General features: G+C 61.0%; 24 protein-coding genes and 1 pseudogene. 15 read left to right on the plus strand and 10 right to left on the minus strand.

Going from position 1 to position 26,194, the window contains the following annotated elements:
* Nucleotides 1–4: 4 nt before the first annotated feature.
* From ABNP31_RS11140 to ABNP31_RS11155, 5 genes and pseudogenes are all read right to left on the minus strand, one after another.
* On the minus strand, nucleotides 5–1,009 hold the full coding sequence (locus ABNP31_RS11140) for an ArsJ-associated glyceraldehyde-3-phosphate dehydrogenase (protein WP_238066077.1): 1,005 nt from the start codon (nucleotides 1,007–1,009) through the stop codon (nucleotides 5–7).
* A gap of 23 nt (nucleotides 1,010–1,032) precedes the next feature.
* Nucleotides 1,033–1,749, minus strand: coding sequence for an arsenical resistance protein ArsH (arsH, locus tag ABNP31_RS11145; RefSeq protein WP_085588137.1), 717 nt, complete (start codon nucleotides 1,747–1,749; stop codon nucleotides 1,033–1,035).
* A gap of 4 nt (nucleotides 1,750–1,753) precedes the next feature.
* On the minus strand, nucleotides 1,754–2,815 hold the full coding sequence (gene arsB, locus ABNP31_RS11150; protein WP_085663400.1) for an ACR3 family arsenite efflux transporter: 1,062 nt from the start codon (nucleotides 2,813–2,815) through the stop codon (nucleotides 1,754–1,756).
* Nucleotides 2,816–2,833: 18 nt separating this feature from the next.
* A pseudogene (locus ABNP31_RS26200) lies at nucleotides 2,834–2,920 on the minus strand (arsenate reductase ArsC); the annotation flags it as partial.
* Nucleotides 2,921–2,929: 9 nt separating this feature from the next.
* On the minus strand, nucleotides 2,930–3,286 hold the full coding sequence (locus ABNP31_RS11155) for a metalloregulator ArsR/SmtB family transcription factor (protein ID WP_085663401.1): 357 nt from the start codon (nucleotides 3,284–3,286) through the stop codon (nucleotides 2,930–2,932).
* Nucleotides 3,287–3,669: 383 nt separating this feature from the next.
* Between ABNP31_RS11155 and ABNP31_RS11160 the strand changes: the two genes are divergently transcribed.
* The 3 genes from ABNP31_RS11160 (at nucleotide 3,670) to tcuB (ending at nucleotide 7,355) form a co-directional block, all read left to right on the plus strand.
* Entirely contained in the window at nucleotides 3,670–4,590 is a 921-nt protein-coding gene (locus ABNP31_RS11160) for a LysR family transcriptional regulator (RefSeq protein ID WP_025339500.1), read from the plus strand.
* 148 nt (nucleotides 4,591–4,738) lie between these two features.
* Nucleotides 4,739–6,193: an FAD-dependent tricarballylate dehydrogenase TcuA gene (gene tcuA, locus ABNP31_RS11165; protein WP_085663403.1), complete on the plus strand. Its 1,455-nt coding sequence runs from the start codon at nucleotides 4,739–4,741 to the stop codon at nucleotides 6,191–6,193.
* Nucleotides 6,174–7,355: a tricarballylate utilization 4Fe-4S protein TcuB gene (gene tcuB / locus ABNP31_RS11170; RefSeq protein ID WP_085663404.1), complete on the plus strand. Its 1,182-nt coding sequence runs from the start codon at nucleotides 6,174–6,176 to the stop codon at nucleotides 7,353–7,355. Before tcuA ends, tcuB begins: the two co-directional genes overlap by 20 nt.
* A gap of 60 nt (nucleotides 7,356–7,415) precedes the next feature.
* Here tcuB and ABNP31_RS11175 read toward each other — a convergent pair whose 3' ends face one another.
* Nucleotides 7,416–8,309 (minus strand): LysR family transcriptional regulator, encoded by an 894-nt coding sequence (locus ABNP31_RS11175; protein ID WP_013972231.1) that lies wholly within the window; start codon nucleotides 8,307–8,309, stop codon nucleotides 7,416–7,418.
* Nucleotides 8,310–8,456: 147 nt separating this feature from the next.
* Between ABNP31_RS11175 and ABNP31_RS11180 the strand changes: the two genes are divergently transcribed.
* From ABNP31_RS11180 to ABNP31_RS11195, 4 genes are all read left to right on the plus strand, one after another.
* Entirely contained in the window at nucleotides 8,457–9,536 is a 1,080-nt protein-coding gene (locus ABNP31_RS11180) for a 4-oxalomesaconate tautomerase (RefSeq protein WP_003256767.1), read from the plus strand.
* A 73-nt stretch (nucleotides 9,537–9,609) separates the two neighbouring features.
* Nucleotides 9,610–10,923 carry a C4-dicarboxylate transporter DctA gene (gene dctA, locus ABNP31_RS11185; protein WP_025339496.1) on the plus strand — a complete coding sequence of 438 codons (1,314 nt, stop codon included), beginning with the start codon at nucleotides 9,610–9,612 and terminating at the stop codon, nucleotides 10,921–10,923.
* A gap of 123 nt (nucleotides 10,924–11,046) precedes the next feature.
* Entirely contained in the window at nucleotides 11,047–12,351 is a 1,305-nt protein-coding gene (locus tag ABNP31_RS11190) for a CitMHS family transporter (protein ID WP_025339495.1), read from the plus strand.
* Between the two features lie 59 nt (nucleotides 12,352–12,410).
* Nucleotides 12,411–13,664, plus strand: coding sequence for an OprD family porin (locus ABNP31_RS11195; RefSeq protein ID WP_274078447.1), 1,254 nt, complete (start codon nucleotides 12,411–12,413; stop codon nucleotides 13,662–13,664).
* Between the two features lie 48 nt (nucleotides 13,665–13,712).
* On the opposite strand, the gene ABNP31_RS11200 is transcribed toward ABNP31_RS11195, so the two are convergent.
* From ABNP31_RS11200 to ABNP31_RS11210, 3 genes are all read right to left on the minus strand, one after another.
* Nucleotides 13,713–14,612 (minus strand): DMT family transporter, encoded by a 900-nt coding sequence (locus tag ABNP31_RS11200; protein WP_085663407.1) that lies wholly within the window; start codon nucleotides 14,610–14,612, stop codon nucleotides 13,713–13,715.
* Nucleotides 14,613–14,635: 23 nt separating this feature from the next.
* Nucleotides 14,636–16,147: a sensor domain-containing diguanylate cyclase gene (locus tag ABNP31_RS11205; RefSeq protein WP_176240847.1), complete on the minus strand. Its 1,512-nt coding sequence runs from the start codon at nucleotides 16,145–16,147 to the stop codon at nucleotides 14,636–14,638.
* A gap of 160 nt (nucleotides 16,148–16,307) precedes the next feature.
* The gene (locus ABNP31_RS11210; protein WP_085663409.1) at nucleotides 16,308–17,408 is read right to left on the minus strand and encodes an SDR family oxidoreductase; all 1,101 of its coding nucleotides are present in this window, start codon (nucleotides 17,406–17,408) and stop codon (nucleotides 16,308–16,310) included.
* Nucleotides 17,409–17,481: 73 nt separating this feature from the next.
* On the opposite strand from ABNP31_RS11210, the gene ABNP31_RS11215 reads away from it, so the two are divergent.
* The 8 genes from ABNP31_RS11215 (at nucleotide 17,482) to ABNP31_RS11250 (ending at nucleotide 25,119) form a co-directional block, all read left to right on the plus strand.
* Nucleotides 17,482–17,868 (plus strand): MerR family transcriptional regulator, encoded by a 387-nt coding sequence (locus ABNP31_RS11215; RefSeq protein ID WP_050706059.1) that lies wholly within the window; start codon nucleotides 17,482–17,484, stop codon nucleotides 17,866–17,868.
* 92 nt (nucleotides 17,869–17,960) lie between these two features.
* Nucleotides 17,961–18,485, plus strand: coding sequence for an RNA polymerase sigma factor (locus tag ABNP31_RS11220; RefSeq protein ID WP_085663410.1), 525 nt, complete (start codon nucleotides 17,961–17,963; stop codon nucleotides 18,483–18,485).
* Complete coding sequence (locus tag ABNP31_RS11225) at nucleotides 18,482–19,318, plus strand: FecR family protein (RefSeq protein ID WP_085663411.1); 837 nt, start codon at nucleotides 18,482–18,484, stop codon at nucleotides 19,316–19,318. Before ABNP31_RS11220 ends, ABNP31_RS11225 begins: the two co-directional genes overlap by 4 nt.
* Before the next feature lie 77 nt (nucleotides 19,319–19,395).
* On the plus strand, nucleotides 19,396–21,834 hold the full coding sequence (locus ABNP31_RS11230; protein ID WP_350013322.1) for a TonB-dependent receptor: 2,439 nt from the start codon (nucleotides 19,396–19,398) through the stop codon (nucleotides 21,832–21,834).
* Between the two features lie 273 nt (nucleotides 21,835–22,107).
* Complete coding sequence (locus ABNP31_RS11235) at nucleotides 22,108–22,653, plus strand: GNAT family N-acetyltransferase (protein ID WP_085663413.1); 546 nt, start codon at nucleotides 22,108–22,110, stop codon at nucleotides 22,651–22,653.
* Nucleotides 22,654–22,723: 70 nt separating this feature from the next.
* Nucleotides 22,724–23,710: a GNAT family N-acetyltransferase gene (locus ABNP31_RS11240; protein ID WP_350013323.1), complete on the plus strand. Its 987-nt coding sequence runs from the start codon at nucleotides 22,724–22,726 to the stop codon at nucleotides 23,708–23,710.
* A 164-nt stretch (nucleotides 23,711–23,874) separates the two neighbouring features.
* A complete protein-coding gene (locus ABNP31_RS11245) occupies nucleotides 23,875–24,360 on the plus strand; it encodes a DUF2165 domain-containing protein (protein WP_350013324.1) in 486 nt (161 codons plus the stop codon).
* 42 nt (nucleotides 24,361–24,402) lie between these two features.
* Nucleotides 24,403–25,119 carry an SDR family NAD(P)-dependent oxidoreductase gene (locus ABNP31_RS11250; protein WP_085616209.1) on the plus strand — a complete coding sequence of 239 codons (717 nt, stop codon included), beginning with the start codon at nucleotides 24,403–24,405 and terminating at the stop codon, nucleotides 25,117–25,119.
* A 22-nt stretch (nucleotides 25,120–25,141) separates the two neighbouring features.
* Here the strand turns inward: ABNP31_RS11250 and ABNP31_RS11255 are convergent, their stop codons facing one another.
* Nucleotides 25,142–26,146 (minus strand): AraC family transcriptional regulator, encoded by a 1,005-nt coding sequence (locus ABNP31_RS11255; RefSeq protein WP_350013325.1) that lies wholly within the window; start codon nucleotides 26,144–26,146, stop codon nucleotides 25,142–25,144.
* Nucleotides 26,147–26,194: the final 48 nt, after the last annotated feature.

The raw sequence follows: 26,194 nt of genomic DNA on the forward strand, positions 1-26,194 counted from the left end.
CCGGTTACTCCGCCATGCCGACCATTCGGGCCAGTTCCGCTGCGCGGTTGGCGTAGCCCCACTCGTTGTCGTACCAGGCGTAGATCTTCACCTGGGTACCATTGACCACCAAGGTCGATAGCGCATCGATGATCGAGGACCGCGGGTCGGTACGGTAGTCGATGGATACCAGTGGTCGCTCTTCGTAGCCGAGGATACCCTTCAACGGGCCTTCGGCAGCCGCCTTCAGCAACGCATTGACCTCTTCAGCCGTGGTCTCGCGCGCCACCTCGAACACGCAGTCGGTCAGCGAGGCGTTGGCCAGCGGTACACGTACGGCATGGCCGTTCAGCTTGCCGCGCAGCTCAGGGAAGATCTCGGCAATTGCGGTAGCCGAACCCGTGGTGGTCGGGATCAGGCTCATGCCCGAAGCACGGGCGCGACGCAGGTCCTTGTGCGGCGTATCGAGGATGCTCTGGGTATTGGTCAGGTCGTGGATGGTGGTGATCGAGCCGTGGCGGATGCCCAGGTGCTCGTGAATCACCTTGACCACCGGGGCCAGGCAATTGGTGGTGCAGGAAGCGGCGGTGACGATACGGTGCTGCGCCGGGTCGAACAGGTGCTGGTTGACGCCCATCACCACGTTCAGCGCGCCTTTCTCCTTCACCGGAGCGCAGACCACCACGCGTTTGACGCCCTGGTCCAGGTAGGCCTGGAGCACGGCTACCGACTTCATCTTGCCGCTGGCTTCGATGACCAGATCACAGCCCGACCAGTCGGTGTCGGCGATCGTCTTGTTCGCGGTGACCTTGATGCGCTTGCCCTCGATCACCACCGAGTCGCCTTCTGCCCCGGCTTCACGCTGCCAGCGGCCGTGGACCGAATCGAAGTTGATCAGGTGGGCGTGGGTCTCGGCGTCGCCGGCCGGGTCATTGATCTGGACGAATTCGAATTCCGGCCAGCCCCAGGACGCGCGCAGCGCCAGGCGACCGATACGGCCAAACCCATTGATGCCTACTTTGATTGCCATGATCTTGTTCTCGAGTTGTGACTTCAGATGGATCGTTGATTGACACGCCTGGACAGTTCCTCGGCCGACTCCTTGCGCTCGGAGTAGCGGTCGACGAGGTAGTCGGCGCGGTCGCGCAACAGCAGGGTGAACTTCACCAGCTCTTCCATGACATCGACGACACGGTCGTAGTACGGGGACGGTTTCATGCGGCCCGTTTCGTCGAACTCCAGGTAGGCCTTGGGTACGGACGACTGGTTGGGGATGGTGAACATGCGCATCCAGCGGCCAAGCACACGCAGCTGGTTGACCACGTTGAACGACTGCGAACCGCCGCATACCTGCATTACCGCAAGGGTCTTGCCCTGGGTCGGCCGTACGGCGCCCATGCTCAGGGGGATCCAGTCGATCTGCGACTTGAACACACCAGTCATCGCGCCATGACGTTCCGGGGAGCACCAGACCATGCCTTCCGACCACAGCACCAGGTCGCGCAGCTGCTTGACCATCGGATGGTCATCCGGCGCGTCATCCGCCAATGGCAGGCCGGACGGGTTGAAGATTCGCGTCTCGGCACCGAAGTGCTCCAGCAGGCGGGCGGCTTCTTCGGTCAGCAGGCGGCTGAAGGAGCGTTCGCGGGTCGAGCCGTACAGCAGCAAGATGCGAGGCTTGTGGGTGGACTGCTGCTCGATCGCCAGTTTCTCGGCTGTCGGCAGATCGACCAGGTCGTTGTCGATGTTGGGAATGGGGTGTTCGGTCATGGTTTCACTCCTGGGACAAGGCGCCAGATGGCTGATCGAACCAGCGACGCTTCAGCCACCAGGCCACGCCAACCAGCGAGATCAGTACCGGCACTTCCACCAAGGGCCCGATGACGGTGGCAAACGCGACCGGCGAGGCGAGGCCGAAGGTGGCGATGGCCACCGCGATGGCCAGTTCGAAGTTGTTGCTTGCCGCAGTGAAGGCCAGCGCAGTGGTGCGGGGGTAGTCGGCCTCCAGCAGCTTGCCCATCCAGAAGCTGATGAAGAACATCACCACGAAATAGATGGTCAGCGGGATGGCGATGCGCAGCACGTCCAGCGGCAGTTGCAGCACCATGTCGCCTTTCAGGCTGAACATGGCAACGATGGTCAGCAGCAACGCCACGAGGGTGAGCGGGCTGATTTTGGGAATGAAGTGTTCCTGGTACCAAGTGGCACCTTTACGGCTGATCAGGGTCTTGCGGGTCAGGAAACCGGCCAGGAACGGGATGCCCAGGTAGATCAGCACCGATTGGGCTATATCGAGGAAGCTGGTCTCGATGACGCTACCTTCCAGGCCGAACAGTGGCGGCAGCAGGCCCAGGAAGATCCAGGCGTACACGCTGAAGAACAGGATCTGGAAAATGCTGTTGAAGGCGACCAGGCCGGCCACGTACTGGTTATTGCCGCCGGCGATCTGGTTCCATACCAGCACCATGGCGATGCAACGCGCCAGGCCGATGAGTATCAGGCCGGTCATGTACTCGGGCTTGTCGGAAAGGAACACTACTGCCAGCCCGAACATCAGCACCGGGCCGATCACCCAGTTCTGGACCAGCGACAGGGCGAGGATGCGCTTGTCCTTGAAGACCTGTGGCAACTCCTCGTATTTCACCTTCGCCAATGGCGGGTACATCATGACGATCAGGCCGATTGCGATGGGGATGTTCGTCGAGCCCACCGACAGGCTGTCCAGCCACGCTGGCAACCCCTGGAACAGGCTGCCGAGAGCGATCCCCAGGCCCATGGCCAGGAAGATCCAGACCGTCAGGTAGCGGTCGAGGAAGGAAAGCCGGCTTTTGCTCATGGTGTATCTCCCTGAACGTCAGAGCGTTCCGATGCGCGCTGGTTCGGCCTTGAGCCGGGCGGCATCCAGTTGTTCGAAAGGCAATGCGAGAAATGCCTTTTTTCTCGGCAGTGGTCAGCAGCAGGCAGCGACGCGCTGAGGGCGGTCACCCATGGTGTCCAGTCGTTTGGAGCTGGTGCTCAACCATTCGCGATTGGCCTCCAGCGTGGTTACCAGGACATCGCGTACCCAGGCGGGCAGTTCTGGATGCAGGCGGTAGTAAACCCATTGGCCCTGCCTGCGGTCTTCAAGCAGGCCGCAGGTGCGCAGTTGTGCGAGGTGGCGGGAAACCTTGGGTTGGCTTTCTTCCAGGGCGCAGATCAGTTCACAGACGCACAGCTCTTCCTCACGAGTGATCAGCAGCATCATCCGAATGCGGTTCTCGTCGGCGAGGCATTTGAAGACCTGGGTCGGGGTCAGCGAGTCAGTCATGGGTGTTCTCGGTGCGGGCAACTGGTGCCTATGGCGGGGTATTCAATGTATATGTTTTTTCGAATATACGGATTTTCGAATGTATTGCAAGGCCGCCGGATCTGTTCTGCGCACCTTGTGAAAGCAACGGCCTTGCTCAATTCCCAAAGCTGGCGCGATCCCTGTGGGAGCGGCCTTGTGTCGCGAAAGGGCTGCAAAGCAGCCCCAGCAATTTCAACTTTTGCGCATCAAACCTGGGGCCGCTTTGCGGCCCTTTCGCGACACAAGGCCGCTCCCACAGGGTCCCCGTCAACTTGATGAGGCACGGTAGCGTTCTGTCGATCAAGGCTGTGCAAATACGTTTAACATGCTCCAGGCCTGCCCCCATCGTTGAAGAGATCTGTATGGAGTTACGTCAGCTTCGCTATTTCCTGAGTGTTCTGGAGTACGGCAGCCTAGGCAGGGCTGCGGTCGAGCTAGGGGTTGGCGCCTCGGCTTTGAGCCAGCAGTTGTCGAAGCTGGAGAGCGAGGTGAGTACCCGGCTTTTGACACGTTCGAGCACCGGCGTCGCGCCGACGGCGGCCGGGCTGGCCTTCGAATACCATGCGCGTCTGGCGCTTCGTCAGGCGGAGCATGCTGTCCTGGCGGCACAAAGTGGTCGCATGAGCGGCTATGCCAGCGTGGGGCTGGCACCGACCACTGCATCGATCCTTGGCTTGGCGTTGATCGACAGGATGCGCGAACGCTATCCCGACATCCGGCTGCACCTGGTGGAAATGCTGTCTGGTTATCTGATGAACCAACTCAATGCCCGGCACCTCGACCTGGCGGTGCTGTTCCAGGCAGAGACGGGGCCGCGGCTGGAGGTACGGGCGCTTCTGACGGAGCGGCTGTTCGTGCTGGTTCCCGCGCCACTGGTCAAGGACGGCTGGGGCGAGTCGCTCACGTTGCAACAGATCGCGACGCTGCCGTTGGTTATGCCAAGCACGCAACACGGTCTGCGAACGACGTTGCGCTCGATTTTCGAGCGGGCAGGGCTGGAGGCCAGCATCGTCATGGAAGTCGATGGTTTGTCGCTGTTGATGGATTGCGTGTGTGCGGGCCATGCCGCCACCATCCAGCCCGGCGCGACGGTGGCCCGGGCGCATCAGGCGGGCCTGCGCGTGTTTGCCATCGATGAAGCACAGGCGCAGCGTCGCAATGTAATTGTCAGCCTGACCGATGACGAGCTCTCGCCGGCAGCGTTGGCAACGCGGATCGTACTGCAGGAGGTCGCTCGGGATCTGGTGGAACAGGGCCGATGGCCTGGGGCCCGGCTGCTTTGACCCGGATTCTGGGTACGCTCATCCAGCCCCTTTAGAAAAACTGAATGCCTCCCCTCGACGATCGCGTTTCGCACCCTCCGGGCTCTCATTAAAGTCCCTGGTCACGAGGAGCAGCCGAACATTCGGCTCTTCGTGATCTGGAGGCGAAATGATCGATGTGCTAGTCATCGGAGGGGGCAATGCCGCCCTCTGTGCCGCGCTGATGGCGCGAGAGGCCGGAGCCAGCGTGCTGCTGCTCGAGGCCGCACCCCGCGCCTGGCGTGGTGGCAACTCACAACACACGCGTAACCTGCGGTGCATGCATGATGGCCCCCAGGACGTACTGCTCGAGGCGTACCCGGAAGAGGAGTTCTGGCAAGACCTGCTGAAGGTCACCGGTGGCCAGACCAACGAAAAGCTTGCGCGCCTGGTGATTCGCGCATCCTCCAGCTGCCGTGGGTGGATGCGCCGGCATGGCGTGCATTTCCAGCCCTCATTGTCTGGTGCGCTGCACACCGCACGGACCAATGCCTTCTTCATGGGCGGCGGCAAGGCGCTGGTCAATGCCTACTTTCGCAGCGCCGAAAACCTTGGCGTACAGATACGCTACGACACACCGGTAGCCGACATCGAACTGCGGGACGGACGCTTCGTTGCGGCCCATGTGCCGACACGTGAGGTTCAGGGTCGACAACTGCCTGCCGAGCGCATCGAGGCGCGTACCTGTGTGCTTGCCGCCGGTGGTTTCGAGTCCAACCGCCAATGGTTGCGCGAGGCGTGGGGGCAGAACGAGCGAGGGGAGTGGCCTTCGGACAACTTCCTTATCCGTGGTACGCGTTTCAATGACGGTGTGCTGTTGCGCCGCATGATCGAACAGGGCGCCGACACGATTGGCGACCCGACCCAGGCACATATGGTGGCGATCGATGCCCGCGCACCGCTATACGACGGCGGCATCTGCACGCGCATCGATTGTGTGTCGCTGGGCGTGGTGGTCAACCGCGATGGCCAGCGCTTCTACGATGAAGGCGAGGATTTCTGGCCCAAGCGCTATGCCATCTGGGGGCGCCTGGTGGCGCATCAGCCAGGGCAGGTGGGGTTTTCGATCATCGACCGGAAAGCCCTCGGGCGCTTCATGCCACCGGTTTTCCCGGGCGCCACCGCCGATAGCCTTGAGGCGTTGGCCGGCCTGCTCGGTTTGCCTGTGCAGGCCTTCCTCGAAACCGTGCATGCCTACAACCGAGCCTGCCAGGTGGGCACTTTCGACCACACCCGGCTGGACGACTGCCACACCGTTGGCCTGGAACCGGTGAAAAGCCACTGGGCGCGCCCGATCGATACACCTCCCTACTACGGCTACCCGCTGCGCCCTGGCGTGACTTTCACCTACCTGGGGCTGCGCACCGATGAAACCGCCGCCGTCCATTTCGACGGGCGTCCCAGCCCGAACCTGTTCGTTGCCGGTGAAATGATGGCGGGCAATGTACTAGGCAAGGGCTACACCGCAGGTGTCGGTATGTCCATCGGCACCGCTTTCGGCCGTATCGCCGGGACCAGCGCCGCTGCAGCGGCGGGTTACGAACATCCAGAAAAAGAGAATCGCCATGACTGCGCAACTGCCTGAACCACGCCAGCCTGATGCCGCCGGGTCGGCCCTCGAACTGATCCCGGTGTTGAACGTCGAGGAGCGGGAAGTGGACCGGCAAATGCGGATATGCAACGCCTGTCGCTACTGCGAGGGCTTTTGCGCAGTTTTCCCGGCAATGACCCGCAGGCTGGAGTTCGGCAAGGCCGACATCCATTACCTGGCCAACCTGTGCCACAACTGCGGCGCTTGCCTGCATGCCTGCCAGTACGCTCAGCCCCACGAATTCGCCGTCAACGTGCCGCAGGCGATGGCCAAGGTGCGCGGGCAGACCTACACCGAGTACGCATGGCCGGCCCTGTTCGGGCAGCTGTATCGGCACAACGGCGCCTATGTTGCCAGTGCCTTGGCAGTGGCCTTGTCGCTGTTCCTGCTGCTGGCGTTGTGGGTCAACGGCACGCTGCTACCTGGTCGGCTGGCGGGCAATTTCTATGCGGTCTTCCCGCACAACACCCTGGCGCTGATGTTCGGTAGCGTCTTTGTCGCTGCAGGCTTGGCTCTGGCGGTGGCGGTACGTCGCTTCTGGCGTTCGGTCTCGCCTGCCGAGGCGCTGGCGCAACCGGCAAAAGGAGCTGTGCTTGAGGCATCAAGCGCGGCGTTGACCCTGAAATACCTGGACGGCGGGCACGGCCAAGGTTGCAACAACGCCGATGATCGCTACACGCTCTGGCGCCGTCGCTTCCATCACTTCACCTTCTACGGCTTCATGCTGTGCTTTGCTGCCACGGTGGTCGCCACCGGGTATCACTATCTGCTGGGCCAGCAGGCGCCGTACCCGCTGCTGAGCGCACCGGTGTTGCTCGGAACCCTGGGCGGAATTGGCTTGATTGTCGGGCCTGCCGGGTTGCTGGCGCTGAACCTGCGCAGGGCGCCGGAGCAGGGCGATGTGGCCCAGCGCCCTATGGATCGGGCCTTCATCCTGCTTTTGCTGTTGGTCAGCGCCACAGGCCTTGCCCTGCTGGGGCTGCGTGATACCGCAGCGATGGCGATCGTGCTGGCGCTTCACCTGGGAACGGTGATGGCGCTGTTCATCACGCTGCCCTATGGCAAGTTTGCCCATGGCCTGTTCCGCAGCGCGGCACTGCTCAAGTTTGCAATCGAGAAGCGCCGCCCCAACAAGCTGGGCCTGGGCGGGGAGTGAACCATGAACTCAGCCCGTATTTCCCCCGCGCCGTGCCGAGCCGGAAGCAAGGCATTTCGTTCAGCGGTTGGGCCACTTGTCCAGCAGGATCGACACGAACTTCTCCGCTGCCGGCGACAGCGACGCCCCTCTGCGGTAGACCAAACCAAGGGTACGGGTTACCTGGGGTTCGATCAGCGGCACGCTGACCAGCGTCGGGTGGTCGGCGCTGGGCATGGCCAGGCTGGGCATGGCCGACACGCCCAGACCGGCCTCGACCATGCCCAGCGAGGTGGACAGGTGCTGAACCTCGTAGAACCACTTGGGCCGCAGGTTGAGACCGGACAGGGCATGGTCCAGCAGCATCCGGTTACCGCTAAGCCGGCCTACGCCAATCAGGCGGTAGTCGGCCAGTTCTGTCCAGGTGACGGCTTCACGGTTCGCCAGCTTGTGGTCCCTGCGGCAGGCCAGGACGAAATGTTCCTGTACCAGGGAGACGAACTCGATGTCCGGGTGCTGGCCGCTCATCATGTTGATGCCGAAATCGGCTTCACCGCGCAGTACGGCTTCGAGCCCGTCGTTGGCACTGAGGTCCAGCAGACGAATGCGGATCTTGGGGTATTGCTCGTTGTAGTCACGGATCACCGACGGCAGGAAATAGAACGCTGCAGTCGGAATACAGGCGAGGGTTACCTGACCGGTCTGTCGTTCTGCGAGTTCGCGAATGCTCAGGATCGAGTCTTCGAAGTCATCCAGCAGGCGCCTTGCCTTGGGCAGGAAGTCACGCCCGACGCTGGTCAGGCTGACGCGACGAGTAGTGCGTTCCAGCAACGAAGTGCCCAAGCCTTCCTCGAGCTTCTTGATCCGCCGGCTCAAGGCGGGCTGCGACAGGTGCAACGCTTCTGCGGCTTCGTGGAAGCTGCCGAGTTCGGCGATTTTCACGAAAGATCGTATGTCTTGCAGCTCATATTCCATCTCGGATCGCTCTTGGCAGTCAGTTCTGAATTGATGCTTGGATCGCAATAATAGCTACGATATTTGCATTGGATTGATTTATCCATCCCTGTCAATCTTTTGTCCACAGCATCAATGATGTCCATTGATCAACAAGAGTGCGAAATCATGCAACGAATTCCTTGCGTACTCATGCGCGGTGGCACCTCCAAGGGCCCCTTTTTCCACGCATGGGACCTTCCTGCCAATGTGGTCGAACGCGACGAATTGCTGATCAACCTGATGGGTTCCGGGCATGAACTGGAAATCGACGGCATCGGTGGCGGTAGCCCGCAGACCAGCAAGGTAGCGATTGTCAGCCCCTCGCTGCATGCCGACGCCGACGTCGACTACCTGTTCGTGCAGGTCATGGTCGCCCAGCGCCGGGTCGATACCGCGCCCAACTGCGGCAACATGCTGTGCGCCGTTGGCCCGTTCGCCATCGAGCAAGGTCTTGTCAAAGGTCAGGACGGCAAGACGCTGGTGCGTATTCGCAACCTCAACACCGGCACTTTCGTCAATTCGCTGGTGGAAACCCCCGGCGGCATCGTGCGCTATGAAGGCCGCACGGCGATCGATGGCGTACCGGGCACTGCCGCTCCGGTGCACCTGACCTTCCTCGATGCGGTCGGCAGCAAGACCGGCAAGCTGTTCCCGACCGGCAAGGCCAAGGATGTGATTGACGGCGTTGCGGTCACCTGCATCGACATGGCCATGCCGATGATGGTGGTGGAGGCCAGCCAGCTGGGCGTCACCGGCTCGGAATCCCCGGCCGAACTCGACGCCAACGGCGAACTGCTCGAGCGCCTCGAGGCGTTGCGGCTGAAAGCCGGCAAGGCCATGGGTCTGGGTGATGTCAGCGGTATGGTCATCCCCAAGCCTGTTCTGGTGTCCAAGCCCCGTTATGACGGCACGTTGCAGGTCCGCTACTTCATGCCGCACAACTGCCACCGAGCCTTGGCCATCACCGGAGCGATAGGGCTGGCGACTGCCTGCGTCAGCCCAGGTACGGTGATCGGCGAACTGCTGGGCGAGGGCGCCGAGCAACTGGCCGAGGTACGCCTGGAACACCCAAGCGGTGGTATCGATGTCGCGCTGTCACGAAGCGGCGCCGATGGCAAGACGATTCAGGCCTCTGTGGTGCGAACCGCCCGGCGGCTGTTCTCAGGCTTCGTTTACGCGCCTACATTCCGCAGGTTGGCGGGGTAGGCCCAGGCGGTAGTCCAGACCTGTACATTCGCAACAAGCGCATCCGCACAATTTCAACAATGGGTGATGCCTCATGAGACTCGCCAAATCGCTGTACTTCCAGATCCTCTGCGCCGTCCTGCTGGGCGTGGTGGTCGGTCACTTCTGGGCGCAACAGGCCGTTGCGCTCAAGCCCCTGGGTGATGCGTTCATCAAGCTGATCAAGATGATGATCGCGCCGGTGGTCTTCTGCACCATCGTCACCGGTATCGCCGGGATGACCGACAAGCGCTCCCTCGGGCGTTTGATGAGCAAGACCTTGCTGCTGTTCCTGGTATTGACCGTCATCAGCCTGATGATCGGCCTGGCAGCGGTTTACCTGTTCCGCCCAGGTGTCGGCATGAACATCGACCCTGCCACGCTAAGCACCGCGGGGCTCGGCCAGTACGCCGCGTCTGCGGCAAAGCTCAGCGTGGTCGACTTCTTCATGCACATCATTCCCGACACCTTCATCGGGGCGTTCAACAAGGGCGAAGTGTTGCCGGTGCTGTTCATCGCGGTGCTCAGCGGTTTTGCCCTGTCGTCCATGGGCGAGAAGGGCAAGCCGGTACTCGATGTGCTGGAGTCTGCCTCGACCATGGTGTTTCGCATCTTTGGCTACCTGATGCGCTTCGCCCCGGTCGGCGCCTTCGGTGCGCTGGCCTTTACCGTCGGGCAGTACGGCGTGACGTCCCTGGGGGCACTGGCCAAGCTGGTCGGTACGCTCTACATCGCCTGTGCGTTCTTCGTGCTGGTGGTGCTCGGTGGAATCTGCCGTGCTCACGGCTTCAGCCTGTGGAAGCTGCTGCGCTATTTCCGCGAGGAGTTTCTGGTGGTGCTCGGCACCTCGTCCACCGAGCCCGTGCTGCCACGCATGCTGGAGAAACTGGAGAAGCTGGGCTGCAAGAAAGGCGTGGTCGGGTTGGTGCTGCCAACCGGCTATTCCTTCAACCTCGACGGAACTGCCATCTACCTGTCGTTGGCGGCAGTCTTCATCGCTCAAGCCTGCAACATCGACCTGAGCCTGGGCCAGACGGTGACGATGCTGGCGATCATGCTGTTGTCGTCAAAAGGCGCAGCGGGTGTGACCGGTAGTGGCTTCGTTGCACTGGCTTCAACCTTGACCGTGATTCACGACATTCCGTTGGCAGGGCTTGCCTTGCTGATCGGCATCGATCGCTTCATGTCCGAGGCGCGTGCCCTGACCAGCCTGGCCAGCAACGCCGTAGCCACCGTGGTCATCTCGCTGTCGGAGAATGCCTGTGAACGGGAAACCTTGCTGCGCCGCCTGAACGGCATTCCGGCTGCACCGGACGAGGCGGATATTGCGCAGGCCGACTGGTCTGCCGAGCCTCGGCATCACAGCTGAAAGCCTCTTCCATCTCCCATTGTTGACTTAAAATCCCACTCAGCATCCTGGCGATGCCGAGTGGGCTAGGGGGCCGTCTGCCTTGCCGATGGCCGCAATAGAATAAAAACAAGAGAAAAGACCATGCTCGCACTCCTGGGCCTGATCATGGTGGTGACCTTCACCTACCTGATCATGAGCAAACGCCTGTCGCCAATCGTTGCGCTCACCGTGGTACCCATTGTCTTCGCTGTGATCGGTGGCTTCGCCCCCGAACTGGGCAAGATGATGCTCGATGGCTTGAAAATGGTGGCGCCCTCGGCAGCGCTGTTGCTGTTCGCCATCCTGTTCTTCGGCCTGATGATCGATGCCGGCCTGTTCGACCCGCTGATCCGCAAGATCCTCAAGCGCGTCAATGGCGACCCGGTCAAGATCGCCATCGGTACCGCGCTGCTGTCGCTGCTGGTGGCGCTCGACGGTGACGGCACCACCACCTACATGATTACCTGCGCGGCCATGCTGCCGCTGTACAAGCGCATCGGCATGAACCCGATGATCCTGGCCACGGTATCCATGCTGTCGCTGAGCATCATGAGTGGCATGAGCCCTTGGGGTGGGCCGGCCACCCGGGCCATTGCCGCGCTCGGGCTGGATGCGACCGAGTACTTCATCCCGATGCTGCCGACCGTGATCGGCGGTGCGGCCTGGGTGGTGTTCACCGCCTTCCTGCTGGGCCGTGCCGAGCGCCGACGCATCGGCAACATCGCCCTGGAGTCGGGTGGCGGCAACTGCTACATCAAGGAAATCCTCGGCGACAACCCGCACAAGCGCCCGCGCCTGGCGTATGTGAACCTGGTGCTGGTGATCGCCGTCATGACGGCGCTGGTGATGGGCGTCATGCACTCTGCTCTGTTGTTCATGATCGGTTTCGTTGCAGCGCTGATGATCAACTACCCACAACTGGATCTGCAGAAAGAGCGCATCCTCGCCCACTCCGGCAACGCCATGACAGTGGTACTGCTGGTATTCGCCGCAGGCATCTTCGCGGGGATCTTCTCGGGCACCAAGATGGTCGATGCACTGGCGCAGACCCTGGTCGACTGGATTCCCGAGGCTTGGAGCCACTGGTTCCCGCTGGTGGTGGCGCTGACCAGCATGCCGCTGACCTTCGTACTGTCCAACGACGCTTACTACTTTGGCGTGGTGCCGATCCTTGCCAACGCTGCGGCCGCCTACGGCATCGACCCGGTTGAAATCGCCCGCGCCTCGGTGCTGGGGCAGCCGGTGCACCTGATGAGCCCGCTGGTGGCCTCGACCTTGCTGCTGGTGGGCATGGTCGATCGCGACATCGGCGACTTCCAGAAGGCCACCGTGAAATGGGCGGTGCTGACATCACTGGTCATCACCGCACTGGCCTTGGTCACGGGTGCCTTGTCCTTCTTCGTCTGATCTGCCTCGGGCGCTGCTGGGCGCCCACCTCATCCAAGAACAACAACAGAGTATCGAAAATGTCCCGAACTGTTTTCCGTGGGGCCACCTGTGGCCTGCTCTGCGGCTGGCTGCCTGTGGCCGGCGCTGCCGGATTCATCGACGACGGCAAGCTCAAGCTGCAGCTGCGCAACGTTTACTTCAACGAAAACTTCCGCGACGAACAAGGCATGAGCGCCCGCGCTGCTGCAACTGCAAAGAGCGAGCGTGTGGAATGGGCACAGGGTTTTCTGCTCGACTACCAATCAGGGTTCACCCAAGGCCCGCTGGGGCTGGGGCTCGATGCCCTGGGGCTTGTAGGCGTACGGCTCGATTCGGGCCGCGGGCGCAGCGGTACCGGCTTGCTGCCGGTGCATGACGATGGCCGTGCCGCGGACGAGTTCGCCAGTGCCGGTGTGACGGCCAAGGCGCGACTGGGGCAGACCATCGTCAAGCATGGCACCTTGCTGCCCAAGACACCGGTGCTGGTGTACAACGATGCGCGATTGTTGCCGCAGACCTACCAGGGTACGCAGCTGACCAGTACTGATGTCGATGGCCTGACCCTGACCGCCGGCCACCTGGACCGTTTCAAGCAGCGGGACTCCTCCGACAGCACCGGCCTGTTCCTGGATGGTTACAGTGGCAGCGAGTCTGGCGATTTCAGCTTTGCCGGGGCCGACTATGCCGCCAGCAAGCAGCTGCGCTTGAGCTATTTCCACGGCCAGCTCGAACACTTCTATCGCCAGGATTACCTAGGCCTGATCCACGACCTGCCGTTGGCCGGCGGTGTATTGACCACCGACTTGCGCTATTTCAAGAGCCGCGACAGCGGGGCCGCTCATGGTGGTCAGATAGACAATGACATGTTCAGTGGGCAGCTGTCCTATACCCACTCCGGGCACACTGTCGGTGCCGGTTACCAGGTGCTCGACGGCGAGGCAGGGCTGCCATACATCAGCGGCGCGACGGTCTACTCGTTCAGTAACGTTGGCATCGGCAAGTTCATCGAGGAGGAAGAGAAAACCTGGATGGCCAGCTATGCCTACAACTTTGCTGCGGCCGGTGTCCCCGGGCTGACCTTCATGGCGCGCTACCTGAGCGGGGACAACGGTCGCTCGGCTGATGCCGGGCTCAGCGAGTGGGAGCGTGACGTGGAGCTTGCCTATGTGGTGCAATCCGGGCCTGTGAAAGGTCTGGGTGTGAAGCTTCGCAACTACGTCTACCGCTCTGACTTTTCCCGAGGGCGCGACAGCAACCGGATCTACCTGACCTACGATATTGCGATCTGGTAATGCGGCCGTGCGAGCATGCATGCCTCGAGGTGCTTGCTCGCACGCGTTTCATGCTTTGGACGGCTGTGGCGCTTTCTTGCCCAGTCGGATCAGCTCATTGGAGAAGCACAGGCCGAAGAGAATCAGCCCGGCCCCCAGGTACAACGTGTCCCGCGGTACTTCATTGAGCACCACGAACGCCAGCAGTGCGGCAAACAGCGGCTCGGTCAGCTCCAGCGCCTGGACTTGCGAGGGTTTCAGGTATTCGATGGCCTTGGTGGTACAGAAGAAGCCGAGGATGGTCGGCAACGCGGCCAGCGCCAGCAGTGCCATGACCGCCACCAGCGACAGCTCGCCAATGTTGAACCCATCGGTTGCAGCCGGCATCAGCAGGTAGAGGCTGCCGAAAAACAATAGTTGCCGAGTGAAATGCAGCCCCCCGGAAACGCCCATGCGCTTCATGGCAACCGAAAATGCGCCATAACCGCAGCCTCCGATCGAAGCGAGCACTGCACCTTGCAGCGTAAAGCCTTGTTCCAGGTCGGCGCCAAAAATCACGGCAATGCCAGCTATGGTCAAACCGGCGCCTACCGTCGCGTTGGCGGTGATCGGGTCCTTGAGAACTATTCGCCCCAGTATTATCGAAGATATGGACGCGCTTGCCATCAGGATCACCACGACGCCTGCCGCGGCGTAATGGCTATAGGCCGAGGTTTCAAAGTGGAACAACACAAAAATGCCGAGAAATGCGCAAACGGCAGCATGGAACCACTTGGCCGTATGCAGGGGCCGCTTTAGAAACAGGAGCAATGCTGACAGCAACAGGCAGCCGAGGACTGTTTTTATCAGGGCGATGCTGCTGGAGCTGAATCCACTGTTCATCAACACTTTGCTGAGTACGCCGATCGTTGCATTCAATGCAGCGGCGCAGAGTGCAAAGAGTACGCCTTTGCCGAAATGAGATTGCATTTGTACATTCCTTGTTATTGGCTTTATGCCTTCGCCCGGTCGACATGCAGGCGATTGCGGCCCGCCTGCTTGGCGATGTAGAGCGCCCGGTCGGCGCGTTCAATCAGCGATGGCGGGCTTTCGAGGGCCGCTCCATCGGCGCAGGCGATGCCGATACTGGCGGTCACATGCCCGAAAGGGCTGCCTTCGTGAGGGATAGGTTGCAAGGCCAGGCGCTCGAGCATCAGCCTGGCGACGACGACCGCTCCGTCGTTGTCGGTATCGGGCAGGATCACGGCAAGTTCCTCACCCCCGTAGCGTGCCAGCAGGTCGCGAGGGCGGCGGATGCAGGAAGAGAGCAGGGCAGCCATCTGCTGCAGGCAGGCGTCGCCAGCCGGATGCCCATAGGTGTCGTTGTAGCGTTTGAAATGATCGATGTCGATCATCAGCAAAGCCAGCGTGGTGCCGTTTCGATGGGCGGTGCGGATTTCCTGGGTCAGCGCCTCGTCAAAGCAGCGCCGGTTGGCAAGCCCCGTGAGCGCATCGTGCATCGCCAGGCTTTCGAGTTGTTGATTGCTCTCCAGCAACTGCTGCTGGGTCAGTCGAAGCTCGCTTTCGACCGCACTGCGCCGGCTCATGGCGCGAATCAGCAGCCAGCCAATGGCCCCGATCAGTACCAGCAGCGCAGCGACCACCAGTGACGACAGCAGCGCCTCGAGCCGCCAGGCCGAGAGTGCTTCCTGCTTGCCCAGCGCGACCGTTGTCACCAGGGGTAGCTTGTCGCTCTTGCGAAACGCATAGAGGCGCTCCACGCCGTCCAGGCTGGAGGTGAACGATGCGGTGCCCGCTGGCTGGTCAACGAGATACTTGGTAAAGATGGGCGACTTCGAAAAGTTGCGCCCCATGTCCTGTTCCCGAAATGGGTAGCGCACCAGCATGGAACCGTCGGTGTAGGCCAGCCCGATGGCACCGTCATGGCCGACATCCAGTTTGCCGAAAAGCTGCAGGAAGTTCTCCACGCCAAGCGTCATGGCGACAACGCCGGCGAACTCGCCGTGGTCATCGTTGAACCGCCGGCTGATGGTGATCACCCATTCCTGGTTGACGCGGCTACGGATTGGCAGGCCGATGAAGGGGTCGCGGGATGGGTCGTCACGGTGGTGGATGAAAAAGGCTCGATCGCTGCTGTTGGCACCGACGGGTGTCGGCTGGTTGGATGACATCAGCCAGCGTCCGTCCCTGGCGTAGATCATGATGCCGCTCATCGGCGGCATCAATGGTTGCTGGCGCTTTACCAGTTGATCCAGACGTTCGATCTGCGCAGGCCCGGCGCCCTCGGTTTCCAGGCGCTCGACCAGGCCGAGCAGCAGCATCGAGCTCTGCCGGACGATACCTTCCGAATAGGTGGACAGTGCCTGGGTCAGGTTCAGGCCATGGACATTGACGTCTTCCAGGGCGCGCTCGCGAGAAGCCATGACCTTCCACAGCGTTAACGATGCGAGAGAGCAACCGATGACCGATAGCAGTAGCACAACGAGGTGGATGTCACGCTTCACGTCAATTCACACGCCTTTTTCCCTAAAGACCAAGTTGAGCGTCGACACGCTTTAACTAACCAGACGGTCAGGAAGTAACCATCCGGTTCATGCGCAATAATATAACACCGAAGTTGCTGGAGTGTTCGACAGAATTACGCGCTCTGTAAGAACCCGTTTGTTATCTTCCGCCAGGTTTTGCAGAAGTGTGAACATGACGAGAGGGCAAGTAACCCTGGACGTAGCGCACGGTCTTTTCCAACGTTCGCGCCATGTCGGGATGTGCCAACTGATACTTTCGTTCCAGTTGCTGGCTGTCACTCATGTCGAAGCGCTGAGTCTGGATGAAGTTCAATGACTCGGTGCTGATCGAGAATCGGGTGGCCAGGCCGGGAATCGCCAATAGCCACTTCAGCAACCCTATGGGTACATGGCGGCGGGGGGGCTTTATATCCAGCGTTTGTGCCAATTGCTCGAGCATACCCTGCAGGTTCGGGGTGTGCTCATACAGCGCCAGGACCTGCCGGTTGGCCATCGACGGGTCGAACGCCACGCAGGTCATCATCTTTACCAGGTAATCGACGCTGACCAGTGGCAACCAGTGTCTGGCGGAACCAGGGACAGCCTTGAACCGGCCCAGTGCCAGGTTTCGAATGAGGTCGGCCAGAGGTTGCCCTTGAGGGATATGCCCGCTCTCGCTATGGCCACACACCGTAGCAGGATGAACGATCGTGTAATCCGCGCCTGCCTCCTGCATGTAGCGGATGACTGCAAAATGGGACTCCAGCTTGCTGCCTTCGTAGCCACCCACACGACCGTAGACTGCGGGCCAATTGGTGTTTTGAGGGCGCTCGTGATCAACCCCGATACTTGAAAGATGGGTAAGGTTCTGCAGCATATAGCCGCCCACCATCAGCAAGCGGATACGCTGGCTCGCCGCGAGCCTGGCGACTCTCAGCGCACCTTGTACATTGACTGCGCGGGCCTGCTCCATTGTCAGGCCCCAGGTAAACTGCGCCGCGAGGTGGAAGACCACAGCGACTGAAGCTACGCATTGCCTGCCTGTTTCGCTGAGTCCAAGTCCATCCCTGCTGATGTCTCCTTCAACTGCATTTATATATGCAGGGTTACCTCCCAGTTGGCCTACTTGCGCTTTGAGGTGTTCGATATTTTCAGGGTTGCGCATGAGCACCCAGGTCTTGTGCCCTGTCGCAGTAAGACGGGCCAGTAGGTGTTGGCCGACAAACCCACTGCCGCCGGTAACGAAGCATTCCACGCTCATATCTGAATCCTTGTCTGGATGATTGGCGCAGGCTAAGGTGTAGAGCGTACTCTACAGTCAAGGAATTTTTACTGTGAATGTTGGAGAGTTGGAGCGCCGGAGTGGCGTCGGCCGCCATACATTGCGTTATTACGAGCAACTCGGGCTTATCGTGGCCCACCGCCAAGCCAACAACTACCGCAGCTACAGCGACCAGACCGTTGTTGATCTGGCCTTTATTCAAAGCGCCCAGAGCGGCGGTTTCTCGCTCGCCGAGATCGGCGACATCCTTGCGGCCAAGCGGGGTAATACGATCGATTGCGCGCAAGGCGCGATGTTGGTAGCCAGCAAGATGGCCGACATTCAAGCGAAGATCACCACGCTGCAAGCCGCCTATGTCCTTCTGGACGCGGAGCGTGCAAAGCTTGAAGCCAGTGCCATTGCCAACGGGCTGACCATTCCTCACCTGCCTGCGATTTAGCGTGGCTCGACGCCGTAGCTTGTTTATTCGCAACTATTTCTCATTTACACTTGTGTCTTGTTTCGGGGCCTCCCTCTTATTCAGGATGCATCGTGTCGTTCGAACCCGCCAAACCGACGCTGCTGTCTACATTGGTACGTCACTATGACTATCTGGTGGACCACATTCGCCGACGCTTCGGCGACAGAAGCATGGCGCGCGATGTAGTGCATGACGTGTGCGTGCAGTTGCTTGAGCGCGGTGAGAAAGACGACGTCCGAACCCCACTGGCCTTGCTACGAAAAATCTCCCACGACACCGCCGTGAGTCGCTATCGTAGCGATCGCCGCCGAGGCGCCTGGGTAGAGGCTATCTCCGAGCTGCCTGAGGTGGCCTGCCCGGCAGCCACCCCGATGACCAGGTATGACAGCGAGCGCGAGTTTCAACTGCTCGTCGACGCTATCACAGACCTCCCACCTCGCTGTCAGGCTGTTTTCGTCATGCACAAGATTCACGAAATCCCCCAGGCAGAAGTAGCCGCTCGCCTCGGTATCTCCATCAAGACAGTGGAAAAGCACCTGCGCCTGGGGTTGGCTGCGTGCAGGCAACGGCTTGGGCGCGATGAGGTGCATCCGTGACCAAGCAGCCCGAACAGGCGCCGCTGGACGAGGCCCTGGGGCGACATCGTGAAGAGCTCAAGCAGCTGTTCCCCATGCCGCCGTCCAGGCCTGCGCCCTCGAAAGCGGTGAAGTCGGCAGGTATCACGCTGGCGCTTGCGATCGCCTTTGCAGCCCTGGCGTGGCTGAACCCTGCCTACAAGAGCGAGCGTTTCGCTACCGCCATTGGTGAGCGGCGCGCTGTGCTGCTGGGCGATGGAAGCAAGCTGCTGCTCGACAGTGGCACGCATGTCGATATCAGTTGGCGTCTGCTCAGCCGCGAAGTCGACCTGCGCGCAGGGCAGGCGCTTTTCGATGTGTCCTCGGCCGTGTACCGCCCCTTCGTGGTATCCGCTGGCCTGGCGAAAGTCGAGGTGCTCGGTACGCTGTTCAATGTTCGCCGCCTGGATAACGACGCGGTGCGTGTGTCCTTGGCCCGTGGGCGCGTGGACGTCACCGCGGCGGCTGCAGCACAAGCGCCTGTCACCCTCAGGCCAGGGCAACAGGTCGACTCGATTGGCGGGCAACTGATGCCGGTTGCGAAGGCTGACGCCTCCAGGGCGATGGCATGGAAAGATGATCGCATCGTGTTCGAGCAGACGCCGCTGGATGAAGCGGTGTCGTTGCTGCGCCTCTATCGCAAGGCCCCCATCGAGCTGAGCGACCCAAGCCTGGCCGCACTCAAGGTGACAGGGGTGTTCGAGGCGCACAATGTCGACCTGCTACTGGATCTGCTGCCAAGCATCCTGCCCGTCGCCGTGCTGCGAGAAGGGGATGGCAGCGTCCGGATTCAACCCAAATCGACAAGAAAATAATTCTCAGGCGCAGGTAGGGTTTCTCGATCCCCATGGCGGCTACTGGAAAAGCCCAACCATAAAAAGGAACTCGAGAAGTGCATTTTCCCCTCCGCAGTCGCCAACTACGCCTGTCATTGCTCGCCAGTAGCCTGCTCATCGCAATGTCGGCCCAGGGCCGGGAAAAGGTGAACGTCGATCTCCCCGCCGCGCCGCTGGGCGAGGCCATCAACGCGCTAGCACAGCAGTCTTCGGTGCAGATCATCTTTGCCAGCGATCTCGGTGCAGGCAGAAACGCGCCTGCGGTGAAAGGGCGGTTCACACCTGAGGAAGCACTTCAAACGCTGCTCAAGGACAGTGGCTTGCAGGTACAGGCCAAGGATGAGCGCACGTTCGTCATCGTCGCGCAGGGTACCCCTGCATCCAGCCCCGCACCCCACAGCGTGCCCGTGGAAATGGCGCAGATGGAAATCACCGCCTCGCGCACCAGCAGCAGCCTGGTTTCCGCAACGCGGCAATCCACCGTTCTGGAGCATGAACAACTGCAGGAGCTGCGCCAGGGTTCAGAAAGCCTGGCCACGGTACTCGCCAAGGCGATTCCTGGCATGTCCGACTCCAGCCGCACCGTCACCGAGTATGGCCAGACCCTGCGCGGGCGCAGCATGCTGGTCATGGTCGACGGGGTGCCGCTCAATACCAACCGCGACTCTTCGCGCAACCTGGCCAACATCGACCCGGCACTGATCGAACGGGTCGAAGTCATCCGTGGCAGCAGCGCCATCTACGGCAGCGGCGCCACGGGGGGCATCATCTCCATCACCACACGGCCTGCAGGTGGCGAAAATCGTGCCGAAACCAGCCTGAGCGCCACCTCGCCGCTCACCCGCCTGGGCAGCGATGGCCTGGGGGGGCAGTTCCAGCAGTATTTCGCAGGCTCTCAGGGTGCGGTGGACTACTCGTTCGACTTCGGTACCCGCCACATTGGTGCCTCGTACGATGCGCATGGCGACCGGATCGCCCCGGAGCCCAGTCAAGGCGACCTGTTCGATTCGAACATCTACAACATTGGCGGCAAGCTGGGGCTGCACATCGACGAGAACCAGCGAATCCAGCTTGCAGTCAGCCACTACGACGCCCGCCAGGACACAGACTACGCTACAGACCCAAGCGTCGCGAAACTCCCCGCAGGCTCTGTGCCGGCCAATGCCATCAAGGGCCTGGACCTCGACGAGCAGAACCGCATTCGCAACACCCTGGTGAACCTGGAGTACGAGAATCTCGACATTCTCGGAAGCCGGCTTTCTGCCCAGATGTACTACCGTGACTACTTCACCCGCTTCACCCCGTTCGACGCCCGGGCCGTTGCCACCCGTGGCGGCAACATCGACCAGATCATGCAGAACAGTGAAGTCTTCGGCAGCCGCCTGACCCTGCGCACGCCACTTGGCGACAGCGGCAGTACCGAGCTGGTGTGGGGTGGCGACTATAACCAGGAGCGCAGCGACATGCCGCTCGACGTCTTCGACCCGGCGGCTTATGACGCCAGTGGCGGTTTGGTTTTCGACAAGACCGGCAAGCTCACCTACATGCCCCCGCTGAGGACGCGAAGCGCCGGAGCGTTCGCCCAGCTGCAGCATCGCTTCGACGAGCATTGGTCTATCGACGGCGGCCTGCGCTACGAATACTCCACCGCCGAGTTCGATGACTTCGTTCCGTTGTCTGAATCCACGGCTGCCTCCCCGGTGGCGGTGAAGGGTGGCGACATTGATTACGATGCGGTTCTGTCGAACCTGGGCATCGTCTACTCACCGGTACTTGGCCAGGAAATCTACGCCTCTTTCAGCCAGGGCTTTCAATTGCCCGATGTGGGCATTCAGTTGCGCAATGCGCGCCGTGGTTTCGACATCGACGCATCGAACCTGGAACCGGTCAAGACCAACAACTATGAGCTTGGCTGGCGAGGAGAGCTGGGTAGCAACACCCTCGGCACCTTGGCGCTGTTCTACACCACCTCCAAACTGGGGGATGTGCAAAGTTTCAATAATGGCCTGATTCTGACCCGCACCAAGGAGCGCATCTACGGCGCTGAAGCCAGTGCCGATTGGCTATCGGACGATGCGGTGTGGGGCGCAGGGGGGAGTGCGACCTGGATGCGCGGGCGAGAAAAACCGGACGGCAAAGGCTGGCAAGACATGACCGGCTATCGCGTTCCGCCGCTGAAGCTGACCGCCTACGTGCAATACAAGCCGACCCTGGATTGGAGCAACCGCTTGCAAGCCACGTTCTTCGACGCCAAGGACTACAGGCTCGATGGCGTGGACAGCTTTGGTCGACATCAGGTGAGCAGCTATACGACAGTCGACCTGGTCAGCCAGTACCAGATCTCCACTGACGACAAGGTGAGCGTCGGCATCCAGAACCTGTTCAACCGCGACTACTACCCGCTCTACAGCCAATTGCTGCGCAATAACAACAACACCAGCCACTTGCCGGCACCCGGCACTGTGTTGACTGCCAGCTATACGCACAATTGGTAAGGTGCTGAGCAATCACCGGGCCGGTATCGAGCCCGGTGGTCATTTACATGTTTCGCTCTACCAGGCATGAGGAAGGTGGAGCGGACTATCTATATTTGGCAGATAGCGCTCAGTGCCAATGCTGTCGGCCTGGGGACAGTGTTCAGACAGTTTGCGTTGCTGCTGTACAGGACAAGCCTGAGGGCTACCCGCTGAAAGCGGCAGTTGATCGTTGCATGCCTGGTGGCATGGCAGGTGCAGTAACTGTGTTGAATACTTTTGAGGTCTGATCACATGGAACCCGTCAGCCTGCTACCCAAGCTCCTTGTTCGCAAGCCCGTCAGCGCTGATGCCGCTGCCATTGCCATCCTTCACATCCGCAGTTGGCAGAGCGCCTATGAAGGGCTGTTGTCGAGCCGTTACCTGAGCGCCCTGGACAGCAGTGTGGAACGCCGTGTGGGTTTCCTGAGGCAGGCAATCGAGTCTGGCAATCCTTCCATTCGCGTAGCCGAATTGAATGGGCAGGTGGTTGGCTGGGTTTCCTTCGGCCCTAGCCGCGATCAGGACGCTGTGGATGGCACTGCCGAACTGATGGCGATCTATTTGGCCCCGACCTTCTGGGCGCATGGCATAGGTACGGCTCTGTGGGCAGAGGCCCTGCAGGCGATAAGGAACAATGGGTATCAGCGGGTCTGCGCATGGGTACTTGATGGCAACGAGCGCGCCAAACGCTTTTACCTCAAGCATGGTTTCACTGCGCAGGCTGCAAGCCAGCGCGTCTTTGAAGAGAACAGTGAGCCACTTGCGATAACCCGCTTTGGCTTGATGCTCGAACCCTGACGAGGCTTTTTCGCTCTGCGTGCTTCAGGCCAAATGGCACGAACAAATGGCGAATCAAAGGAGAGCGCACATGGACTTGCTCATTGCCCCGGCAGCCCCTGAGGACCTGGCAGGCATCGCGGCCGTGACGGTGAAGGCCTGGCAGACAACGTTTCAGGGCATCCTGCCGGATGCATTTCTGGCCGGATTGACCACCGAGGCTCAGCAACAACGGCATCAGGCCCTGTTCGCTGTCAGTGGCGTGATCTACCACGTGGCCAAGGTAGCGGGCGAGATCGTCGGCTTCTGCTCGGGAGGGCCGAACCGAAGCCCGGGGTTCGGGGAGGCTAACGAGCTCTATGGTCTTTATCTGCTGCCGCATTGGCAAGGACAGGGCGTTGGGCGCCAGCTGCTGCTGGCCGTGGCGATGCAGCTGCAAGCGCCGGGCCGGCAAGGTTTGCTCGCCTGGGTGCTGACGGATAACCCGAATCGGTACTTCTACCGACGCTGCGGTGGCCGGGAGGCGTCTGTACGGTCCATTGAACTGGCAGGGCAATCACGGCCGCTGACGGGTTATCGTTGGTCGTCTGCCCCTCCAGCCGATACCCGAGTGTTCAATCCAGACCATTACCTTGAAACGCTCGGTGGGCGCGTGTTCAGCCAATCGCGCAACGCCGACGCTTGGCGGCTCACCCTGCTGGCGCTGGAGGCTGCGCTAACGCGCAGTGGCCCGAAAGCGCGATTGCTGTTTGTCGTGGGCATGCAAGCTGCGGGGAAAACCACCTGGATCGAGCAGCATCGTGGGGCAGGGGATGATAACGGTTGCCTGTATTTCGATGCAGCACTGCCGCGGCGCGTGCATCGTGCACCAATTCTGGCGTTGGCCGCGCGCGTTGGCGTGCCGGTCTCGGCGGTCTGGGTTCGTGCCTCGGTGGAGCAGGCACTGGCACGCAATGCGTTACGCCGCGCGGATCATCAAGTGCCGCGGGAGAGTATCGAGGCAGTTGCGGCTGCATTCGAGCCGCCTTGCAGGTCAGAGGGGTTTGTCGAGGTTGTCGAAGTAACGGGCAACGATTGAGATGGCCACTCCTCCAATCGCGTGAAGTAGAACCTGGCTTAACCTGGTTCGCCAGCATGGAAGCCTTCCTGGAAAACGGTATTGACCTCGAGTTAAGTGGAGGTTCTAGAGTGTCGTCCGGACTCTCTCGCAACTTCCGGAAACGAACTCACAAAGGACCAGGAATGGACACTCCGACCTCACTGCTGATTTTCCAGATCACCTGCTGCATTGGCTTGAGCCTGTGGCTGAGCATCAGTCTGATCAACAACCTGCATGCCTTTGCCAGTTCGGCCGGGGCGATCGGGGCGACCATGTCGATGGCGCCGCTGGCCCAACCGCCCGCAATCAGCCTCCCACTGCTGGGGCGAGCGATGACCTCTCCCTCTCTCCATCGCCTGGCCTTGTCGATCATCGTGCTGATACAGGCCGCCGCCGCCCTCACGGCCTGGGTCGGGTGCTATGAGCTGGTGCTTGGCGCCGGCCTGGAGGCTTCGCTGCCCTGGTTGAATCTGGCCTTGAGCGCAGCGCTCGGCTTCCTGCTCGCCATGCTGCTGGGCGGGATATGGTTCGGCTACTGGATCCGTCAGGAAGGGTTGCAACTGACCCATCTGCTGCTGATGGTCTGGGTCCTGCTGCACTTCGTTGTACTCAATGCCCGGTGGAGTTGATCGGTCGATGGATACTTGCAGGATGCCAGGAAGGAGCAACAGATGAAGACGATGATCGTAGGCGCCAGCAGAGGGTTGGGCCGTGCCTTGCTCGAAGGGCTCGGCAAGCCAGGGGACACGCTGATCGGCGTATCCCGCAAACAGCCGGTCGACCTGGCCCTTGCCTCGGGCATCGATCTGCACTGGATCGATGCCGACCTTGCCAAGCCAACGGCAGCTGTCGCACAGATCGCGGATCGAACACCTGCCGATCTGGATGTCCTGATCTGCAACGTCGGCATCTGGGAAGAACACGCCTTCAGCGAGCACTACGCATTCCTCGACGACAGCGACGAATCGATCACCAGGCTGGTCGAGGTGAACATCACCGCCACGCTGCTTCTGCTCAAGCGGCTGGTGCCGAAGTTGCTGGGTGCGCCCCGGCCGCAGTTGATCCTCACCGGTTCGACCTCGGCCCTTCGCCAGAGCGGGCGCCCGGAGGTGGCGTTCGGTGCCTCCAAGTTCGCCCTCAACGGCATGGCTGATGCGCTACGCGAAGGCTTCAGGGATGACAACCTGGCGGTGACCGTGCTTCAACTGGGTTACCTGAATACCGACGACTCCCTGAGCACACCATTGGCGCAAGCCGCAGCACGAGGCGAACGGCGCCAGGTACCCGTGCATGATGTGGTCACCATGGTCGACGCGCTGTTGCGCTTGTCCGAGGCTTCGTTCGTAAGGGAGCTGATCTTGCCGGCGATCGGCGATGAGCGCTTCTGACGCCAAAGCTGCCATTCAGCACTCACGTTTGGTGGCTGTGCTGCCTCCGGTACTCGCCCGGTGTCATGCCTGTCCAGGCTTTGAAGGCGCGCAGGAAAGAATTGGCATCCATGAACCCGATCAGGAACGCAATTTCCCCGGGGGACAGGGTTGAGCGAGACAGGTAATGGCAAGCCAGGCCCTGACGCGTGCCATTGAGTATCTCCTGATAGTTCAGCGCCTCGTCTGCAAGATGACGCTGGAGTGAGCGCTTGCTCATCGCCAGACGACTGGAGACATCATGGATGCTGCTCCGCCCGCTCGGCAGCATATCGAGCAGCGCGCTGTGTACTCGTTCTTGCGTGGTGGCGCCGGCTTCGAGCTTTGAAAGCCGCGTCCGGAGTTCCGGCTCGAAGAATTGCCACATGGCAACGTTCTCGGTAAGGAAGGGGCGCGCAGCATCTTCTTTGGAGAAGCGAATACGATTGCAGTTGCCTTGTCGCAAGATACATCCCAGGAACTCTTCGCACGGTTTTGCTGGTTCGGGCAGCGCAACCAGCTCTGCCTCCAGCGGGGTGATCGTTTGCCTTGTGGCGAGGCGCGCCAGGTGGGTAAGGAAAACCAGTTCCATCGCAAGGAGGCTGCGCGGGAGCGGACGGTCGTATCCGTAGCACTCGATAAAAACCTCGGTATAAGCGTCGTGGAAGACCACATCCAGTGCCAAGGGACCACACAGACGCTTGTACTCGGCAAGCCGGGTGAGCGCTACGTTGAAGTCCGGGCTGCACAGGCAAGCAAAAAGAGCCGGATCGAAGGCTTCGACTGAAACGGCACCACCGAGTCGCAGTGGTAGATGCGACTCTCCGACCAGCTGCTCAAGGCTTTCGAAAAGTCGAAAATACTCAGGTGGCGAGAGCACGGAGTCCTTGCGGCTGAATAGATCAGCCGGTAGCTCGGCCAAGGCCAGCAGGTCCCCAGGCGCTACTCCCAAATCAGCAATGATCACCTTCCACCCAGCATGCACGGCGAAGTTCTTGGCTTGTTTCATTATCGAGGCATCTCTTTGCAGCGCATTGCCTTGGCACGCAAGTCAGCA

Origin of the sequence: Pseudomonas asiatica (assembly GCF_040214835.1) — a bacterium.
GTDB lineage: Bacteria > Pseudomonadota > Gammaproteobacteria > Pseudomonadales > Pseudomonadaceae > Aquipseudomonas > Aquipseudomonas putida_Z.

What these genes read in the sequence shown, in the direction of transcription:
- ABNP31_RS11140 (WP_238066077.1), bottom strand. Translation starts at nt 1,009, where the DNA reads ATGGCAATCAAAGTAGGCATCAATGGGTTTGGCCGTATCGGTCGCCTG.
- arsH (WP_085588137.1), bottom strand. Translation starts at nt 1,749, where the DNA reads ATGACCGAACACCCCATTCCCAACATCGACAACGACCTGGTCGATCTG.
- arsB (WP_085663400.1), bottom strand. Translation starts at nt 2,815, where the DNA reads ATGAGCAAAAGCCGGCTTTCCTTCCTCGACCGCTACCTGACGGTCTGG.
- ABNP31_RS11155 (WP_085663401.1), bottom strand. Translation starts at nt 3,286, where the DNA reads ATGACTGACTCGCTGACCCCGACCCAGGTCTTCAAATGCCTCGCCGAC.
- ABNP31_RS11160 (WP_025339500.1), top strand. Translation starts at nt 3,670, where the DNA reads ATGGAGTTACGTCAGCTTCGCTATTTCCTGAGTGTTCTGGAGTACGGC.
- tcuA (WP_085663403.1), top strand. Translation starts at nt 4,739, where the DNA reads ATGATCGATGTGCTAGTCATCGGAGGGGGCAATGCCGCCCTCTGTGCC.
- tcuB (WP_085663404.1), top strand. Translation starts at nt 6,174, where the DNA reads ATGACTGCGCAACTGCCTGAACCACGCCAGCCTGATGCCGCCGGGTCG.
- ABNP31_RS11175 (WP_013972231.1), bottom strand. Translation starts at nt 8,309, where the DNA reads ATGGAATATGAGCTGCAAGACATACGATCTTTCGTGAAAATCGCCGAA.
- ABNP31_RS11180 (WP_003256767.1), top strand. Translation starts at nt 8,457, where the DNA reads ATGCAACGAATTCCTTGCGTACTCATGCGCGGTGGCACCTCCAAGGGC.
- dctA (WP_025339496.1), top strand. Translation starts at nt 9,610, where the DNA reads ATGAGACTCGCCAAATCGCTGTACTTCCAGATCCTCTGCGCCGTCCTG.
- ABNP31_RS11190 (WP_025339495.1), top strand. Translation starts at nt 11,047, where the DNA reads ATGCTCGCACTCCTGGGCCTGATCATGGTGGTGACCTTCACCTACCTG.
- ABNP31_RS11195 (WP_274078447.1), top strand. Translation starts at nt 12,411, where the DNA reads ATGTCCCGAACTGTTTTCCGTGGGGCCACCTGTGGCCTGCTCTGCGGC.
- ABNP31_RS11200 (WP_085663407.1), bottom strand. Translation starts at nt 14,612, where the DNA reads ATGCAATCTCATTTCGGCAAAGGCGTACTCTTTGCACTCTGCGCCGCT.
- ABNP31_RS11210 (WP_085663409.1), bottom strand. Translation starts at nt 17,408, where the DNA reads ATGAGCGTGGAATGCTTCGTTACCGGCGGCAGTGGGTTTGTCGGCCAA.
- ABNP31_RS11235 (WP_085663413.1), top strand. Translation starts at nt 22,108, where the DNA reads ATGGAACCCGTCAGCCTGCTACCCAAGCTCCTTGTTCGCAAGCCCGTC.
- ABNP31_RS11240 (WP_350013323.1), top strand. Translation starts at nt 22,724, where the DNA reads ATGGACTTGCTCATTGCCCCGGCAGCCCCTGAGGACCTGGCAGGCATC.
- ABNP31_RS11245 (WP_350013324.1), top strand. Translation starts at nt 23,875, where the DNA reads ATGGACACTCCGACCTCACTGCTGATTTTCCAGATCACCTGCTGCATT.
- ABNP31_RS11250 (WP_085616209.1), top strand. Translation starts at nt 24,403, where the DNA reads ATGAAGACGATGATCGTAGGCGCCAGCAGAGGGTTGGGCCGTGCCTTG.
- ABNP31_RS11255 (WP_350013325.1), bottom strand. Translation starts at nt 26,146, where the DNA reads ATGAAACAAGCCAAGAACTTCGCCGTGCATGCTGGGTGGAAGGTGATC.